Raw genomic sequence first — 17,680 nt, 5'->3', positions numbered from 1 at the left:
ATTATCTTAAAAATTACAAGAGGTCTAATTTTCAATTTTATAGTTTTTTATATACTACACTTCCATTATTATAGGAAGTATCATTGGATTTCGTTTAGTTTTTTGATATAAATATTCTTTTAGGTTTTCTTTAATGTTATTCTTTAAATAAGCCCACTCTTTAATATTTTTCTCTTCACATTCATTTAGGACATTCTTAATTATATCTTTTGCCCCATCCATTAAATCTTCTGACTCTCTTACATATACAAATCCTCTAGAAATTATGTCTGGACCTGCTAAAACTTTACCTTCATCCTTAGAAATAGTTACTACAACTATCATAAGACCATCTTCTGATAAATGCTTTCTATCTCTTAAGACTATGTTACCTACATCGCCTACACCTAATCCATCGACTAATATGTTTCCTGTTTGTATACGGTTTGCTACTTTAGCAGAATTCTTATCTAATTCCAAAACATCTCCTGTTTGCATGACAAAAATATTTTCTTTGTCCATACCAAGTTGTTCAGCTATCTCAGCATGTTTTTTTAACATTCTATATTCACCATGAGCTGGCATAAAAAACTTAGGTCTAACTAATGCATGTATAAGTTTTAATTCTTCTTGACAGGCATGTCCAGAAACGTGTATATCAGCTATATCGCTATAAACTACTTCTGCTCCCTTTTCAAATAAGAAATTGATTACTCTTGATATTAATTTTTCATTTCCTGGTATTGGATGAGCAGATATTATAACCAAATCGCCACTCTTTATCTCTACTTTTTTATGCTCTGAAAAAGCCATTCTAGCAAGAGCTGACATAGGTTCACCTTGTGAACCAGTTGTTATTATCACTAACTCACTATCTTCATATTTGCATATATCATTTAAATCTATAAGCATATCATCAGAAATATCTAGATATCCTAATTCTTTTGCAACTCCAACTACATTGACCATTGAGCGACCTGATATAGCAACTTTCCTATTGAACTTTTCAGCTGTGTTTATTATTTGTTGTAATCTGTGTATGTTGGATGCAAACGTAGCAACTATGATTCTTCTGCCATTTCCCTTTGCAAATAATTCATCAAGACCTACTCCAACAGTCTTTTCAGACATAGTAAATCCTGGTTTTTCTGCATTAGTACTATCAGCCAGCATTAAAAGTACTCCTTTTTTGCTTAACTCACAGAGTCTATGCATATCCATAACATCACCATCAATAGGAGTCAAATCAATCTTAAAGTCTCCTGTGTGGTATATTATACCTTGGTCTGTGTGTACTGCAATAGAGTAAGCATCTGGTATACTATGATTATTTTTCAAAAACTCTACTTCCATGTTATCAAGTTTTATAACTTGTCTTGGAGTTATGACATTTAACTTAACATTATTCATCTTATGCTCTTTAAGTTTCACTTGTATAAGACCTATACTAAGTCTTGCTCCATACACAGGTACATTTATCTTCTTTAATATATATGGAAGAGCCCCTATATGGTCTTCATGTCCATGTGTAATAAATATACCCTTTATTTTATCCCTATTTTTGACTAAATAAGTTATATCTGGTATAACTATATCTACCCCTAACATTTCATCTTCTGGAAAACTAAGTCCAGCATCTATAACAATTATTTCATCTTTATACTCAACAACAGTCATATTTTTTCCAACTTCGTTAAGTCCACCTAAGGCCATTACCTTTATCTTATTGGTGTTCTTTTTGAACAATTGCATCATCTCCTTCTGTCTATTTAATTTTTTAACACGTTCTACAATCCTAAATAATATCAAATCACGCACTCGCTACCAGTTATTCTTATTGTACCATAATTCGTATCATATTTTAAGCTATATTTAAAATACATTTAACGTATTATTTTGACAAACCTATTTTATTTTGATATCCTCTAAATATTATATGATTTAATATCGGATATTTTAGGAGGATTTATGCGTGGTAAAACTCATTGTGCAATAGGAATCTTAACAGCCATCCAAACGTCTTTAATATTTAAAATTCCTATATCTTTAGTTGACATTTTAGTTTCAGCTACTTTTGCCGTACTGCCCGATTTGGATAAATCTAATTCTATGGTCTCAAATTTCATTCTAAAAAACAATATATCCAAATACATATATAGAATTTTTATATATGCTGTTAATATTATTATTTTCTTTATTTCAATAAATATAAATGATAATTTTTATTTAAGTGCAATAATTACATTTATTGCAATTATAATTATTGAAGCAAAATTAACACATACGTTTCTTAGAAAAGTTTTTCTATCATTAATATTTATACTATTAGCTATATGCTTATACATCATAGAAGTTGAAATATATTTTATAATTTTTTGTCTAATGTTGTCAATTTTTCCCTGGCTGAAGCACAGAAGTTTTTCTCATAGCATATTTGCAACTATAATAATATATTTTTTACTAAAACAGATAGAATTAATCACTAGTATTAATAATTTATCTTTTTATGGGACTCTTGGTTATGCAAGCCATATGTTTTTAGGAGATTTATTTACAAAACAAGGAATACCAATTTTTTATCCATTAAGTGAGAAAAAAATTTCTTTAGGCTTTTTAACTGTTGGAGGTCCATTCAGTAATTTTATAGAAAAATCATTTATTTTCATCCTTATAGGATTAATTATATTTTCAGTATTAAAATTATAAATACTTTGAAAACTATATATTTGTATATCATAAGCAACTCATAATAAAAAATGGAAGAATAGCATAGAATATAAAAGTTCTATACTATTCTTCCATTGACATTAAGCAATAGAAGGTTATTCTTCTGAGTCGCTTATTCCATTACACTCATCACATAGTCCATAAAATTTAACATCATGATCAAGTATTTTAAATTTGTACAATGATTGTATCTCTTTTTCTATATTGTCTAAAAGGTCTTCTTTAGCTTCCATTATCTTTCCACAATTTTTACAAATAAGATGATGATGATTATGACAGTCTTCTTTATGTAGACTAATCTCATATCTTATACATCCATCGTCTAAGTTTAGTTTTGATATTAACCCTATTTCATCCAACAACTGCATTGTTCTATATACAGTAGCTAAACCTATTTCAGGACAGTCAACCCTAACCAAATCATAGATTTCTTCACTACTTAGATGTGAATGGTCATGTTTAAGCAATATTTCAACTATTGCTCTTCTTTGTGGCGTAATCTTAAAACCAGTTTCTTTTAACTTGTCTTTTAATAAATCCATTGTGTTTGCCATAACATCACCCTTACTATTTTCAATTGATAATCTTTATTAAATAATATTGTAATTGATAATTCATTTTTTGTCAAGACATTTGAAAAAATTTAATTTATTCTCACAATATAAATATATACCCATAAAAGATATATTATTCACCAAAATCCATAAATTTTTTAATATTTTTAATAAAAATAAAAAAACAGATATATACTATAAATGCTTTTACAATTAATAAATCTTAATTAAAGCAAAAATAATAAATACCTGAATTTTTATATACAAACTTAACTTTCTATCTAGTTAAGTCCATTTGAATCATCTTCATCATAATTTAAACCTTCTTCTTCCATTATAGCTGTATATACAGCTACAACAGTTTCATACTCTTCATCACTTTCTAAAGGTATTAATATTTCACCTTCTTCGTCCTCATCGATTCTAAAGATTAAAGCTTCTTCAGCCTCTTCATCATCTAAAGGCATTAATATTGCATACTCTTTTCCTTCTGCTTCTAATGTTAATATTATTTCAAATTGGCTTTCAACGCCATTTTCGTCTATTAAATTTATTATATTTTCTTCCATAATGTCATTCACCTCAAATTTATTTTTATTTTTATTATTTATATTATATATCATAAGTATTCAATTTTATAGCTCTTTTATGAATTTATTTTAAAATCTAAATATCCTTGCAAAATTATTACTGCTGCTAACATATCTATAACCTTTTTTCTCTTTTGCCTACTTACATCTGCCTCTAATAGAGATCTCTCCGCTGCTACTGTAGAAAGTCTCTCATCCCAGAAATCTACATCAAGACCTGTTTCTTCTTTTATTAATTCACAAAACTTGATTACTTTTTCTCCTTGTGGACCCAAAGTTCCATTCATATTTTTTGGCAATCCTGATACAATTTTATTTACTTGCTTTTCTTTTATTATTGCTTTTATTTCTTCAATATCTTTTTTCTTTCCAACTCTTCTTATCGTTTTCACACCTTGTGCAGTTAATCCCATTAAATCACTCACAGCAACTCCAATAGTTTTATCACCAACATCAAGCCCCATTATTCTTCCGTCTAACATAATTCCTCCTTTGTTTATTTATATTCTACAAGTTAAATACATATTATCAATCATAAAAATTGCAATATGATTTTTTGATGTAAGCTGTTCAGTTTACATTAGTAATCATATTGCATTTTTTATTTAAGTAATATATAAACAGTAAAAAATTTTTTAGTTATTTTTTTCAAATATTATCATATTTATACTTATTATTATAAGTGGTATAAGTATATATATAGATGCTGTAGATGCAGCAACTATACCAGAATCGTTAACTAAAAGAGTAATTATACAACCAACCATAGATGCAATAAAACCTTTAAATAATATTGGGAAGTTGTTCATTATCTTCCTAAAGTGTCTAGATGGCTTGAATATAAGTACTGCAATTACTCCAATTCCTACAAGTAAAATATTTACCCATACACTTGTCTGTGCTAATTGCATATTCATTTGAATTTTTCTTCCAAATGTCTGTAATATCTCTCCTGGCCCATTTAAGAAAATTCGTTGTACAAACATACCTAAATGAGATTCACTACCTGAAACTATATCTAAAGCTGCAAATGCACAAACCACAACCACAGTTGAAATAGCCAGTAATATAACTTTCTTAAAATCTATTTTAATATCATATATAAGCATTATAAACAATAAATACGCTACACATTCTGATATAGCTCCACCAACATTTGCACCCATTGAAGGATATGCACTAGTTATAAGTATTATTAATGAAAAAATTACAACAAGTAACTTAGATACCTTCTTGTAGTGTAATAATACTGCTAAACCAAATACTGCACTTGCAATAGTTACACCTTCATATTCATTCCCTACACCATAGTATCTAGCTCCAATAACAGCATCATAACTCATTATATTATTTTGCATTAAATATGTTCCAAATACGGAATCTATAACTATGACTAAAATAGTAAGGGCCGCAAAAAATCCCATGTGTTTTATATCATTGTCTTTAAATAATTTTCTACCCAGTAAGTATAATATTAATGTAGTAGCAAATATTCCTAAAGATATTGAAAGTGGAGTTTTAAAATTCATCAAAGGAGCTAACATAAATGATAGTGGCATTATTATACCTAATTTTATAAACTCTTTAAGTACTTTGAATACACGCTCTTTATGTGGCATATAATTTCTAAAGAAAACTGCAAACATTGCAATTACCCAAGAAGCAGATATCACTCCTACAAATCCATTTATAATACTTGACCTTATTGAAGATATAGATACTATCCTTTCATAAAGTGATTTCAGATAACTAGCATTGTCTTCTCTGTTCACCAAAGAGTAACTTCTACCTACCATCTCTTTATTCTCAAGGCCAAATTCATTTAATATATCTACTCCAACATCTAGATTTGCAACAATTCCAGCTTTTCTTGTTGTTGCAGATTCCAATAAACCTTTCCCTTCTCCACTAAATTTTATTATTGGAGAAAGTCTTCTTTTATTTTTATAATCTAAATCGCTTGGAAACGCACTTGATATATAAACAGTGTCATTTTCTCCAACCATAGAAAATACTTGTTCAAGATACTTATTTATATTTTTTACAATGTTTTTCTTCATTGTAGAATAAGTATTATCATTTAGATTCAATCTATACATATCTAATCTATATGTATCTCCAAGTTCCACAAATATAGCATCACTATTATTATAAGATTTTTTAGTCTCATCTAATAACTTATTGTAGTCTGTAGACATTCCAAATGGCATTTTAGAATCTTTTTTATTAATATCATCAATATTTCCTGAATCAAGTCTTCCATATTGGTCCATAGCAACTAAGCATAGATTTCTATTTTTAATTACTTGATTATTTTCAATGATATCAGAGTTTCCAATCACAGATGTCTTTAGGCCATTTTCTGACAAAGTTTTTCCTAATGACCCTAAGTTTGCTCCATATTCTCCAGACTCAAGATTTTCGTTTATTGATTTATTAATACTTAAATCATTTATTTCTTTAGCTTTTTGACCTGTTGCAACTTCAAAAACTTTAGCAGTATCTTGGTCTACTTTTTGAAAATTGATATAGTCTTCAGTAGTCACATTAGCTCTTGTTCCTGCACCCATACTTGCATAAGACCTTCTATCGTCAGTACCTTGATCCCCTCTTATATTCATGAGAGCTATATAGCCTCTCTTTTCTAACTCGTTTTTTAAGATTGGAATATTCATCATACTTCCAAGATTAGTCCTATTCATATCAATAAATATAACCTTGCCTTTTTTTTCAGCAAAACTATAGCTGGCAGTCGATACAAAAATCATAATGACTACTGCAAACAATGACATAATCTTTTTTCTCATTTATTTGACCTACTTTCTATTCAGATAGTGCGTGATTACTTCTTCAAGTATCTCATCTCTTTCAAATTTTTTAATTATAGCTCTTGCATTTTTGTGACTAGTTATATAGCTAGAATCACCAGAAAGGAGATACCCTATAATTTGATTTATAGGGTTATATCCTTTTTCAACTAGTGCTTTATATACAAAATCAATAGTGTCTCCTACACTCATTCTATCCTCTGGTATCCCTTCAAATTTCATAGTGTAGTCTAAATCTTTTTCCAAATTAAAAACCTCCTTAAGTGAATGTTATTTAACTTGTGTCTTAATAACCTCACTTGCATAGCTTAAAGCTTGGTCAACCTTAGATACATCACTAGCTCCTGCTTGTGCCATATTAGGTCTTCCACCACCTTTTCCTCCAGCTATTTTTGCAACTTCTCTGACAATATTACCTGAATGTATTCCCTTGTCTAATACATCTTTAGTGGCAGTAACTACAAAGTTAACTTTATCATCTACTACATTTGCTAGTACCACTACACCAGAACCAAGCTTATCTCTTAAATTATCTGCTGTTTCTCTTAGTGTATCCATGTCCATACCTTCAAATTTATTAGTTATTAAATTAACTCCATTTACTTCAACTTTAGAATCAAAAATAGAATCAGCTGATTGTAAACTCATCTTAGCTTTCATATCATGTAATTCTTTAGATAAATTTTTATTCTCTTCCAATAAAGAGCTTATTCTTTGAATTAAATTATCTTCCTTAGATTTTAAGTTTACACAAACTTCAGAGATAATTCCATCTCTTTCTTTTAGATATTCATAAACAGCTTTTCCTGTTATCGCTTCTATCCTTCTTACACCTGCTGCTACCCCACCTTCAGATAATATCTTGAACATTCCTACTTGAGAAGTATTTGTCAAGTGAGTTCCTCCACAAAGTTCTGTAGAATAATCTCCCATAGAAACTACTCTTACCTCATCACCATATTTTTCACCAAATAGTGCTGTAGCTCCTTTTTCTTTAGCTTCCTTTATATTCATAATATCACATTTTATGTCTAAAGATGATAAAATAACATTATTTACTTTTTCTTCTATTACTTTTAATTCTTCATTTGATATAGCTTCAAAGTGAGTAATATCAAATCTAAGTCTTTCTGGAGTAACTAAAGAACCAGCCTGATTAACATGGTCTCCTAATACTTCTTTTAATGCCTTATGAAGTAAATGTGTAGCACTGTGATTTCTTGCAGCTGACATTCTAATTTCTCTGTCTACTAGTGTCTTCACTTTATCTCCATTACTTATTTTTCCTGATTTTATTATACCTATGTGTTTTATACTATTATTAGCTCCTTTTTTAGTATTTAGTACTTCTACAACTAAGTTTTCATTAGTTATTAATCCACAATCTCCAACTTGTCCTCCACCTTCAGGATAGAAAGTAGTATTGTCTAGTACTATAGATACCTTATCGCCTTCTTTTGCACTTTGAACTAATTCATCATCTTTAACTATAGCTTCAATAGTTCCTTCGCCATATATTTCACTATATCCATTAAATATACTGTCAACTGTAGTTTCTAATTTTGATAGAGGGTCTTCTTTCCAGCTTTCTCCATCCATATTTCCTCTAGCATTTCTAGCTCTTTCTTTTTGTTTTTCCATTTCTTCATTAAAAGCTTCTTCATCTACAGATAAATGTTCTTCTTCTAAGATTTCCTTAGTCAAGTCTATAGGGAAGCCATAAGTATCATATAATTTAAAAGCTTCTTGACCACTTAAAACAGTTTTTCCTTCACTTTTTAATACTTCTATATAAGAGTTTAATATTTCTGTTCCTTGGTCTATAGTTTCATTGAATTTTTCTTCTTCTATACCAACTACTTTTTTAATATAGCTTTCTTTTTCAACTAAAACTGGATATGCTTTATCATTTACTTTTATAACTTCATCTATTAGCTTTTGTAAAAATAATTCTTTTACACCTAATAATTTACCATGACGAGCAGCACGTCTAAGAAGTCTTCTAAGGACATATCCTCTTCCTTCATTTGATGGAAGTACTCCATCACTAACTAAGAATGTTACAGCTCTTATATGGTCAGTTATTATTCTTAGTGAAATATCATTTTTTGGATTCACTCCATACTTTACTCCAGTTAGTTTCTCAACAGCTTCTAATATAGACTTAATTGTATCTACTTCAAAGATAGTATCAACACCTTGCATGATACATCCCATTCTTTCAAGACCCATACCTGTATCTATATTTTTACTTTCTAATAAGCTATAGTTTCCTTCTTCATCTCTATCAAATTGAGTAAATACATGGTTCCAGAATTCCAAATATAGTGATAGGTAAGATTTTGATGTTATCTCCATCTTTTCCCCCACTCCACACCGTACGTGAGACTTTCACCTCATACGGCGTTCCCTCAAATATTAATCAATTAAATTATCTCATTTCCAACCTTCATACGGTATTTGTTCACTCTTTTAATCTCATTCTTATTCAAATCTAATAAAGTAATGTATTTCTCAATGGTATCCTTAACTGTCGCATGTATTAATTTATGTACATACGGTAGAACTAACATAAGATTTCTATATTTATCATCGCCTCCTTGACTCATAGGTATTATATGATGACATTCCATATCTTCACATAATAGTCTACCAGTAATTTGGCATGTTCCAAGTTGTGCTGAATATTGTGATAGTCTGTTATCATTAAATTCAACACTTCTATTTGGTACAGGATTTTGGGATAGATAACTCAACATATTGTGGTCGATATATCCTAGTCTAGCGTGTATTATACTCCGACCTTCATTCGTATAGTTACATACGCTTTGGTTGAATACTCGGGGAATAACTGCTTTAATTCCTGTGAGTGGATAGACAATGGAATGTGCAATATATTGTTCTTTTATTCCGTATTGTTTATATTTCTTAATATATTCTTCTGTTAAAATACCATTTTTACTTATTAAATTGTATAAGCGATTTGTAAAACTTTTAGAAAGATTATACTTTATCGTGTTAAAGTCTTTATAAACATTTGTTGCTATATTATAATAGTTATGTGCACCAGCAATAATTCTATTTAAGGTATAAATATTTTTATTGATTGGATAATTCTTAATGACCTTATACTGTTCCTTAACATTTTTAAGTATTTGGTCTTTTGATTTATCCGTGAGATTGGTGCTTGCTATATATTTGCCGTTTCTGTAGTAAGCTTTTATTTTAAATCCAAGAAATTCTGAATTAGAATGTCTAACATCAGTGATTTTAGATTTTTCTTCACTAATTTCTAATCCTAATCTTTCTTTTAGCCAATGTCTTGTGGCTCCAAATATTTTCTTTGCAATATAATTGTTCTTACATAATATTTTAAAATCATCAGCGTATCTGACTATATACATTTCTTTGAGTTTTGTTCTTCTCAAGGCTCTATATTTATGGTTAGAGTGCTGATATTTATATTTTGTATTGAATGTTTGCCATTGGTTGCTTATCCACCAGTCGAGTTCATTAAGAACTATATTAGACAATAACGGTGATAGGATTCCCCCTTGTGGAACTCCTTTGGTTGGTATACCTACATTTTCAACTTCTGCTTTTAGCATTGAGCTTATTATACTAATGACTTTTTTATCTCTAATTCCTAGTGACCACATTTGTTTTAGTAATTTACTGTGGTTAACTGTGTCAAAGAAACTTTTAATGTCTATATCAATAACAGTGTACATCTTTTCTCTATTGATTTTCTTTTGTAAATAAGCCATTGCGTTCTTAGCACTTCTGTTTGGTCTAAAACCATAACTATGTGGATGAAACTTGGCTTCACATATAGGTTCTAAAACCTGTTTAATACATTGTTGAATTAGTCTATCTTCTATACACGGTATTCCTAATGGTCTCATTTTACCATTTGATTTAGGTATTTCAACCCTACGAACTTTCTGAGGTCTATAATTTTGTAGACGACGTTGTATATAGCTGACATATTCTTCTGTAGATTTATTTTTCCAATACTTAATGTTATGTCTGTTTGTTCCTGGTGTTTTACTTCCTGAATTAGCTTTTATATTTCTAAAAGCTAGTAGGATGTTTTCTTTGCTGGCTATTATATTGTAAAGATTTGAAAACTTGCTACCCTCTGTACTCTGTTTATAAATGTTGTCAAATATATGTTGCATACTATAGTATTCGTTAAATCTCAACATATCTTTCTTTAAAGGTTTTAAATCTTTATTGATTATAGCTTTCGCATCCGTATTATACATTGTTTAGGTCGATTAACTCCTCGCTAGTATTTATTTGCACGTGAGTATAATCTTTCTTAGTCTTACAGTGAACCCTAAATAAATTTAAGATAATTTAATATTTCTTAATATCTGACTTGAGCCTATCCCTCCACCACTTATTATCATGGTTTCTTAGGTACTGTGGCTCTACTCTCACTAATGTAAATGTAAGTTATATGAAAATTTAAACTTTTAAATTTGTTTCAACATATAATTAATGGTTGGTTAATTATATGTTTGAAACTGGTTTAATTGCATATTCATAATATGGATGTGCAATTAAATTTGTTATCTTTTTATCTAACCATGATGTCTTATAAATTCCATAAGCTGGTTTTCTTGTATAGTGGTATTTAATACCATCCATATAGATATAACCTTCTTCGATTGGACGTATAAGGATTCGATTAGAATCTTTCTTAATATTTTCATCAACTAATTTTGTTAATAATGTTTCTGTTTGTTTCTTTTGTTGATGAATATATAATATGCTTTTTAATGTATTTTTTCCCATTTTATCACCCCCTTACTTTAACATAGGATATCTATGTCAACGTATGAAGATTGGGTGGTTTTAAAGTTTTAGTTTAAATTTCAATTTCCTTACAAACGTGTCATAGGTTAGAACAATAACCTCAACGTCATTAGCTTTCCACGTTCCGATAATTCTATCTATCACATATAACCTTAGGTTCATCCTATAACCCTGTCTTAACAACATCGCCTGTAACGATGTAAGGTCTTTCATAACCGATAATCTTACTCAACCTCTAAGACGACTCTCAAGGGAGTCCCTACACATTTCTATGTAGTCTGCGTATAGAGCTGTACATTCGGATGTTCGTCAGTATTTTCTAAATACATTCTAACCATAGTTATTTTATAGACCTCCGACCTATCTTATACTCGACCACCTCTGGTTCGCTTTTCCTTTTAGATATATTTATTTTATATGTTTAGGTATTTAATATTAATTAGGTTTTCCTCGGTGGGTTTTATCCTCTTGGGGTTATGTTAAAACATATATAAAATATATTTACTTTAGGGTATAATCTCAGCCGACTTTACCGTGCTTTTGACCAACAAAACTTTAGTTGTTCTCATTTGTTCGCCAAACGGAGTCTCAAGGCTAGCCCTTCAAGACGTTACTCTATCATTTGACTAGTCGAATTTATCAGTTCATTAACTTACTTTGTTGGGGCTTTGTATATCCCCTACAAATCTCCTTTATAGTTGTTAATGGCTAGTCTTTTCAACTAGCAACGTGTCGCACAGCGGTCGCAATCACACCCTGGTTTACAATCTGGATTATCACATCCATACTCTTCTCCTCTATCAAAATAAATTTCTGAACAAGGACCACAAGGACCTGTACCTATCTCCCAGAAGTTATCATCCTTACCAAGTCTAACCATTCTTTCTTCTGGGAAATTCATTTCTTTTGCCCATATATCATAAGAATCATCATCTTCTTCATATACAGTCACCCATATTTTATCTTCTGGTATATTTAACCATTCTGTAACAAATTCCCAACCCCATTTGATTGACTCTCTTTTAAAGTAATCTCCAAATGAGAAGTTACCCATCATTTCAAAGAATGTAGCATGTCTTGCAGTTATACCTACATTTTCTATATCTCCAGTTCTTATACATTTTTGAGATGTACACATTCTTACATTTGGAGGTACTTCTACACCTGAAAAATAGTTTTTCAAAGGTGCCATACCTGAATTTATAAGTAATAAACTCTTATCATTGTTTGGTACTAAAGAATAACTATTTGCCACATAATGACCTTTTGACTCAAAAAACTCTAAAAACTTACTTCTTATTTCATTTAATCCCATCTTTTCCATATTATGTTCCTCCTAATAAATTTTATTTTTTCGTTTAAATAAAAAACCTCGTCCCTATAAATAAATTTATAGGGGCGAGGACAATCGCGGTACCACCCTAATTATCATAAAAATTATGATATCTTCGGAAAACCTTAGCTATAACGTAACTACCGTCAATCTCTACTTATATCTTCTTTACATAAGATAAATTGTTCAAGATTGCTACTAAAAGGCTGCTTCAAATATTATATTCTAAGGGCTTCCAGCATTTTCCCTCTCTCTGTAAGACATCAAATATTTTACTATTCCTCATCACTGTATTTGCTTTTTAATTAATATACTAATTATATTACTAAATTTTACAAAATTAATCAATACTATATTTTCATATACAATAAATTTATTTTATAAACTTTATTCCACTTTAATATACTTTATTTTTTATTTTTTAAATTTTTTAGATGTTTTTATAAACTTTTCTCGATTATTCCTCCACCTACTACAATATCTCCATCATACATTACCACAGATTGACCTTTAGTAATTGCTCTTTGAGCTTCATCAAAAACTATTTTAATAGTATCTTCTCCTATTTTATGAATAGTTGCTGGTGATGGTTTTGCTGAATATCTTATTTTTGCCTGAACTCTTAATGGTTCTTCTAATTTATCCATTGATATAAAGTTAACATCTTTTGCAATAAGTTCTTTTTTGAACAATTCTTCATTGTCTCCAAGAACTATAGTATTATTTATTGGATTTATATCTATTACAAACATTGGCTTTCCAAAAGTAATTCCAAGTCCTTTTCTTTGACCTATTGTATAATATAGTATACCTTTGTGTTTTCCAAGTATATTGCCTTTAGTATCTACAAAAAAACCTTCTTCAATACGTTTTTTAGAATGTTTTTTTACATAATTTGCATAGTCATTATCTTTTACAAAGCAAATTTCTTGACTGTCAGGCTTATTGTGAACTGCCATGCCCATTTCTTTAGCAATTTCTCTTACCCTATCTTTTTCATAATCACCTATTGGCAATAAAGTATGTTCTAGTTGTTCTTGTGTAAGATTATAAAGTGCATAAGTTTGGTCTTTTTTATCTGTAACAGATTTTTTTAGCAAATATCTTCCTGTACTTTCATCCTTTTCTATCTTTGCATAGTGACCTGTAGCTACATAATCACAACCTATTTGTCTGGCTTTTTTATAAAAATCATCAAATTTTATGTGTTTATTACAAGCTATACAAGGATTAGGAGTTTTTCCTTCTAAATATTCATCTATAAAATAATCTATTACTTTTTCTTTAAATACTTCTCTAAAATTTAGAACATAAAATGGTATACCTATTTTATTTGCTACTCTTCTAGCATCTTCAACTGCTGATAAAGAGCAACAACCACCTTCATTTTCAACATCGTCATCATCTTGCCACAATTTCATAGTAACACCAATGACATCATAACCTTGTTGTTTTAAAAGATATGCAGCTACAGAGCTATCTACTCCTCCACTCATACCTATCATTACTTTCTTATTCATAAACAAATTTCACCTCATCTTTTGCATTACTTATTATTATACCATATAGAGCAAGCATTGTACTTATTTAAAATATAGCTTGTTCTATTTTCTAAAAAAATAATCATCTTTATTATTTGAATCTTATGGGTATATTTTGTTAACTAATTAACTTCTAAATCAATTTAAAACACTTAATTTAGGCAATAAAAAATAGCCATTTTACAAACAGCTATTTTTTATGTCCTAATTATATCATTAATACTTCTTTTAAATCATTTTAAACTTTCTCAAGACACAATCACTTATTTTTATTCTTCTTCCTCTACATCATGGTCATGAGCATCATCTATAACATATCCATCCAATTCTGGTATATGGATATTATTCTTTTGAGCATAATCTATAAGTGCTGCTTTTACAGCTTGTTCTGCTAGAACTGAACAGTGCATCTTTACTGGTGGTAAACCATCTAAAGCTTCAGCAACAGCCTTATTTGTAAGTTCTAATGCATCTTTTATAGTTCTACCTTTTATCATTTCAGTTGCCATAGAAGAACTTGCTATAGCTGAACCACAGCCGAATGTTTTAAACTTAACATCCTTTATTACATCTCCTTCTATGTCTAAAAATATCTTCATTATATCTCCACAAGTAGGATTTCCAACTTCACCTACACCACTTGCATTATCAATTTCTCCCATATTTCTTGGATTCATAAAATGTTCCATAACTTTATCACTATATTGCATTATTTTTTCCTCCTACTCAATTTATGTCTATTTTTTATGCTTTATCTCTCTGTCTATTTTACTAAGCCTTGTTTCTTTGCATCATCATAAAGTGGTGACATACTTCTAAGTCTCTCTATAACATTTGGTAAATTTTCTAATATATAATCTATATCATCATCTGTTGTAAAATCTCCAACTGTAAGTCTTAATGAACCATGTGCTATTTCATGTGGTAAACCTATTGCAAGAAGTACATGTGAAGGGTCTAATGAACCAGAAGTACAAGCAGAACCACTTGAACCAGCAATTCCTAGCATGTCTAATAATAAAAGTATTCCTTCACCTTCTATAAATTGGAACGCAAAGTTTGCATTTCCTGGAAGTCTATTTTCTAAACTACCATTTATTCTTGTATAAGGTATTCTTTCTAACACACCATCTATTAGCTTATTTCTAAGACGAGTTAAAGTCTCTACATGATTTTGCATATTTGCTTTAGCTAATTCTGCTGCTTTTCCATATCCAACTATTGCAGGTATGTTCTCTGTACCAGCTCTTTTACTTTTTTCTTGCGCTCCACCATGAACAAAGTTATGAAGTCTTACACCTTTTCTTATGTATAAAGCTCCTACTCCCTTTGGTCCATAGATTTTATGTGAAGACATACTCATTAAATCGATTCCTAGTTCCTTAACATCTACTGGAATATTACCTGTAGCTTGTACTGCATCAGTGTGGAATAATATCTTATGTTTTTTAGCTATTTCAGATATTTCTTTAATAGGTTGTATAGTCCCTATTTCATTATTTGCAAACATTATACTTATAAGTATAGTAGTATCTTTTATTGAATCTTCTAATTGTTTTAAATCTACTTTTCCTTCACTATCAACATCTAAGTAAGTTATTTCAAATCCGTGATGTTTTGCTAAGTATTCACATGTATGAAGTATTGCATGGTGCTCTATTTTTGAAGTTATTATATGATTACCTTTATTTTTATTAGCATAAGCTACACCTTCTAATGTCCAGTTATCACTTTCTGAACCACCAGCTGTAAAATACACTTCACTAGGTTCAGCATTTATAAGGTCTGCTACTTGCTCTCTTGCTTTATCTAAAGCATCTTTTGCTTCTCTTCCGAATGTGTGAAAACTAGATGCATTCCCAAAATAGTCTGTTAGGTATGGCATCATTGCATCTAATACTTCTTTTTTAACAGGTGTTGTTGCAGAATAATCCATATACAATCTTCTTTTTTCCATTACATTCATCTCCAAATCTATTTTTTAATATTTGTTATATCATTTTCTAATTTATTTTTGTTATAGTCATTTATCATATCTTTTAGAGTAATTGAATCTATAACATCTTCTATACCCTTTTTCATCTTTTCCCAAACTATTTTTGTTACACACATGTTTGAGTTTTCACATACATCTTCATCTAGTACACAGTCAGATAATGCAACTGGTCCTTCTAATACTACAAGTATGTCACCTACTGTTATGTCTTCAGCATTCTTTGAAAGCAAATAACCTCCTTGAGCACCTCTTACACTTTTTACTAGACCTGATTTTTTTAAAGATGAAAATATTTGTTCTAAGTACTGATCTGATATTTTCTGTTTCTTAGCAATAAATTTTAACGACACTGGTCCATTATCTTGATTTAATGCTAATTCAAACATTGCTTTTAATCCATATCTACCTTTAGTAGACAACTTCATATATTATCACCTCTATATAGAAATCTAATTCATACTGATTTAGTAGGAATTACTTTCAACATCATTTTATTATACCCTACTAATTTTGTCAAGATTAATTTGAAATTTTTTATTTTGAATAAATCCCCCATTTTCCAATGTTCTCAAATCCTAGTTTTTTATATATCTTTCCAGCTTCTTCATTATCATAAAACAAGCAAGGTATTTTATTTTCTCTTAGGAGTTCTGAACACAGTTTAATAAGGCACTTTGTAGCAAGTCCTTTGGCTCTATACTTTGGATGTGTCCCTACTCCAATTATCATTGCATGAGTCTTATTTTCTGAAGTACTCTTTGCCATGGATACTACTTGTTTGTTAATCTCTATACAATATCCTCTACCTGTCCTCAATCCATTTTTTAAATTATCTAAAGTAGTGCTGTGAAATTCATCTATCAAATCATAAAGCCTTACTGTCTTTTTAAGATTACCAAGCCTAATTTTTTTAATTTTTTCATTACAGTTATTATTTACCAAGAATTTTCTAGTTTGAAGTTTACAAAAATCAACTATCTTTAGATTATTAAGTCCTAATCTTTTTGCTAATGCATCCACAGCACATATTTTCCCAGAAATTTCTTCATAATTGGTATTACAAAGTAGATTATAAAAACCTTCAACATCATATTCTCCATCAGAATAAAACATCATAAACTCAAAATATTTAAGTAATACTGCCCTTATTTCACCCTTTTCATCTATGTCTGCCCATATATTTAAAAAATTATGTCCATATCCATATCTTTCAATGTCACCTATTATAAACAAATTGTACTCAGGTTCTCTTTTTAAGTATTTCATAACTCTACTATGATAAGTTGAATTAAGCCTTATAATCATAAT

The 17,680-nt window shown here is 29.6% G+C and carries 15 protein-coding genes, 1 pseudogene and 1 other annotated feature; of the genes and pseudogenes, 1 reads left to right on the top strand and 15 read right to left on the bottom strand.

Features of this window, described 5'->3' with window-relative positions; translation table 11 throughout:
- Positions 1-54: 54 nt before the first annotated feature.
- Entirely contained in the window at positions 55-1,731 is a 1,677-nt protein-coding gene (locus Q3287_RS04980; protein ID WP_074178894.1) for a ribonuclease J, read from the bottom strand.
- A 216-nt stretch (positions 1,732-1,947) separates the two neighbouring features.
- Between Q3287_RS04980 and Q3287_RS04975 the strand changes: the two genes are divergently transcribed.
- Positions 1,948-2,685, top strand: coding sequence for a metal-dependent hydrolase (locus Q3287_RS04975; protein WP_054269779.1), 738 nt, complete (start codon positions 1,948-1,950; stop codon positions 2,683-2,685).
- Between the two features lie 116 nt (positions 2,686-2,801).
- Here Q3287_RS04975 and Q3287_RS04970 read toward each other — a convergent pair whose 3' ends face one another.
- The 14 genes and pseudogenes from Q3287_RS04970 to Q3287_RS04905 form a co-directional block, all read right to left on the bottom strand.
- A complete protein-coding gene (locus Q3287_RS04970) occupies positions 2,802-3,260 on the bottom strand; it encodes a Fur family transcriptional regulator (RefSeq protein WP_021384065.1) in 459 nt (152 codons plus the stop codon).
- A 281-nt stretch (positions 3,261-3,541) separates the two neighbouring features.
- Positions 3,542-3,829: a DUF1292 domain-containing protein gene (locus Q3287_RS04965; RefSeq protein WP_021384007.1), complete on the bottom strand. Its 288-nt coding sequence runs from the start codon at positions 3,827-3,829 to the stop codon at positions 3,542-3,544.
- A gap of 77 nt (positions 3,830-3,906) precedes the next feature.
- Complete coding sequence (ruvX, locus tag Q3287_RS04960; protein ID WP_054269778.1) at positions 3,907-4,332, bottom strand: Holliday junction resolvase RuvX; 426 nt, start codon at positions 4,330-4,332, stop codon at positions 3,907-3,909.
- Positions 4,333-4,485: 153 nt separating this feature from the next.
- Positions 4,486-6,657 (bottom strand): hypothetical protein, encoded by a 2,172-nt coding sequence (locus tag Q3287_RS04955; RefSeq protein ID WP_407963605.1) that lies wholly within the window; start codon positions 6,655-6,657, stop codon positions 4,486-4,488.
- Between the two features lie 9 nt (positions 6,658-6,666).
- Positions 6,667-6,924 carry an IreB family regulatory phosphoprotein gene (locus Q3287_RS04950; protein WP_003419418.1) on the bottom strand — a complete coding sequence of 86 codons (258 nt, stop codon included), beginning with the start codon at positions 6,922-6,924 and terminating at the stop codon, positions 6,667-6,669.
- 24 nt (positions 6,925-6,948) lie between these two features.
- On the bottom strand, positions 6,949-9,036 hold the full coding sequence (alaS, locus tag Q3287_RS04945; RefSeq protein ID WP_407963604.1) for an alanine--tRNA ligase: 2,088 nt from the start codon (positions 9,034-9,036) through the stop codon (positions 6,949-6,951).
- A 68-nt stretch (positions 9,037-9,104) separates the two neighbouring features.
- Positions 9,105-10,946 carry a group II intron reverse transcriptase/maturase gene (ltrA, locus tag Q3287_RS04940; RefSeq protein WP_407963603.1) on the bottom strand — a complete coding sequence of 614 codons (1,842 nt, stop codon included), beginning with the start codon at positions 10,944-10,946 and terminating at the stop codon, positions 9,105-9,107.
- A 250-nt stretch (positions 10,947-11,196) separates the two neighbouring features.
- Positions 11,197-11,481: a hypothetical protein gene (locus tag Q3287_RS04935; RefSeq protein ID WP_407963602.1), complete on the bottom strand. Its 285-nt coding sequence runs from the start codon at positions 11,479-11,481 to the stop codon at positions 11,197-11,199.
- Between the two features lie 760 nt (positions 11,482-12,241).
- Positions 12,242-12,826, bottom strand: a pseudogene (locus tag Q3287_RS04930) (alanine--tRNA ligase-related protein); the annotation flags it as partial.
- Positions 12,827-12,893: 67 nt separating this feature from the next.
- Positions 12,894-13,133 (bottom strand) — a binding site (T-box leader).
- Between the two features lie 142 nt (positions 13,134-13,275).
- Entirely contained in the window at positions 13,276-14,355 is a 1,080-nt protein-coding gene (mnmA, locus tag Q3287_RS04925) for a tRNA 2-thiouridine(34) synthase MnmA (protein ID WP_176702473.1), read from the bottom strand.
- Positions 14,356-14,645: 290 nt separating this feature from the next.
- Complete coding sequence (gene nifU / locus Q3287_RS04920) at positions 14,646-15,086, bottom strand: Fe-S cluster assembly scaffold protein NifU (RefSeq protein ID WP_054269774.1); 441 nt, start codon at positions 15,084-15,086, stop codon at positions 14,646-14,648.
- A 53-nt stretch (positions 15,087-15,139) separates the two neighbouring features.
- Positions 15,140-16,333 carry a cysteine desulfurase NifS gene (nifS, locus tag Q3287_RS04915; protein WP_054269773.1) on the bottom strand — a complete coding sequence of 398 codons (1,194 nt, stop codon included), beginning with the start codon at positions 16,331-16,333 and terminating at the stop codon, positions 15,140-15,142.
- Between the two features lie 17 nt (positions 16,334-16,350).
- A complete protein-coding gene (locus Q3287_RS04910; protein WP_003419409.1) occupies positions 16,351-16,797 on the bottom strand; it encodes an Rrf2 family transcriptional regulator in 447 nt (148 codons plus the stop codon).
- A gap of 109 nt (positions 16,798-16,906) precedes the next feature.
- Positions 16,907-17,677: a GNAT family N-acetyltransferase gene (locus tag Q3287_RS04905; protein ID WP_054276297.1), complete on the bottom strand. Its 771-nt coding sequence runs from the start codon at positions 17,675-17,677 to the stop codon at positions 16,907-16,909.
- Between the last annotated feature and the right edge of the window lie 3 nt (positions 17,678-17,680).

Source organism: Clostridioides sp. GD02404 (genome assembly GCF_045898275.1).
In the GTDB taxonomy this organism is placed as follows: Bacteria; Bacillota; Clostridia; order Peptostreptococcales; family Peptostreptococcaceae; genus Clostridioides; species Clostridioides difficile_A.
Note: the sequence above shows the minus strand (reverse complement) of the source record. Positions and strands in the feature narration are given on the sequence as shown.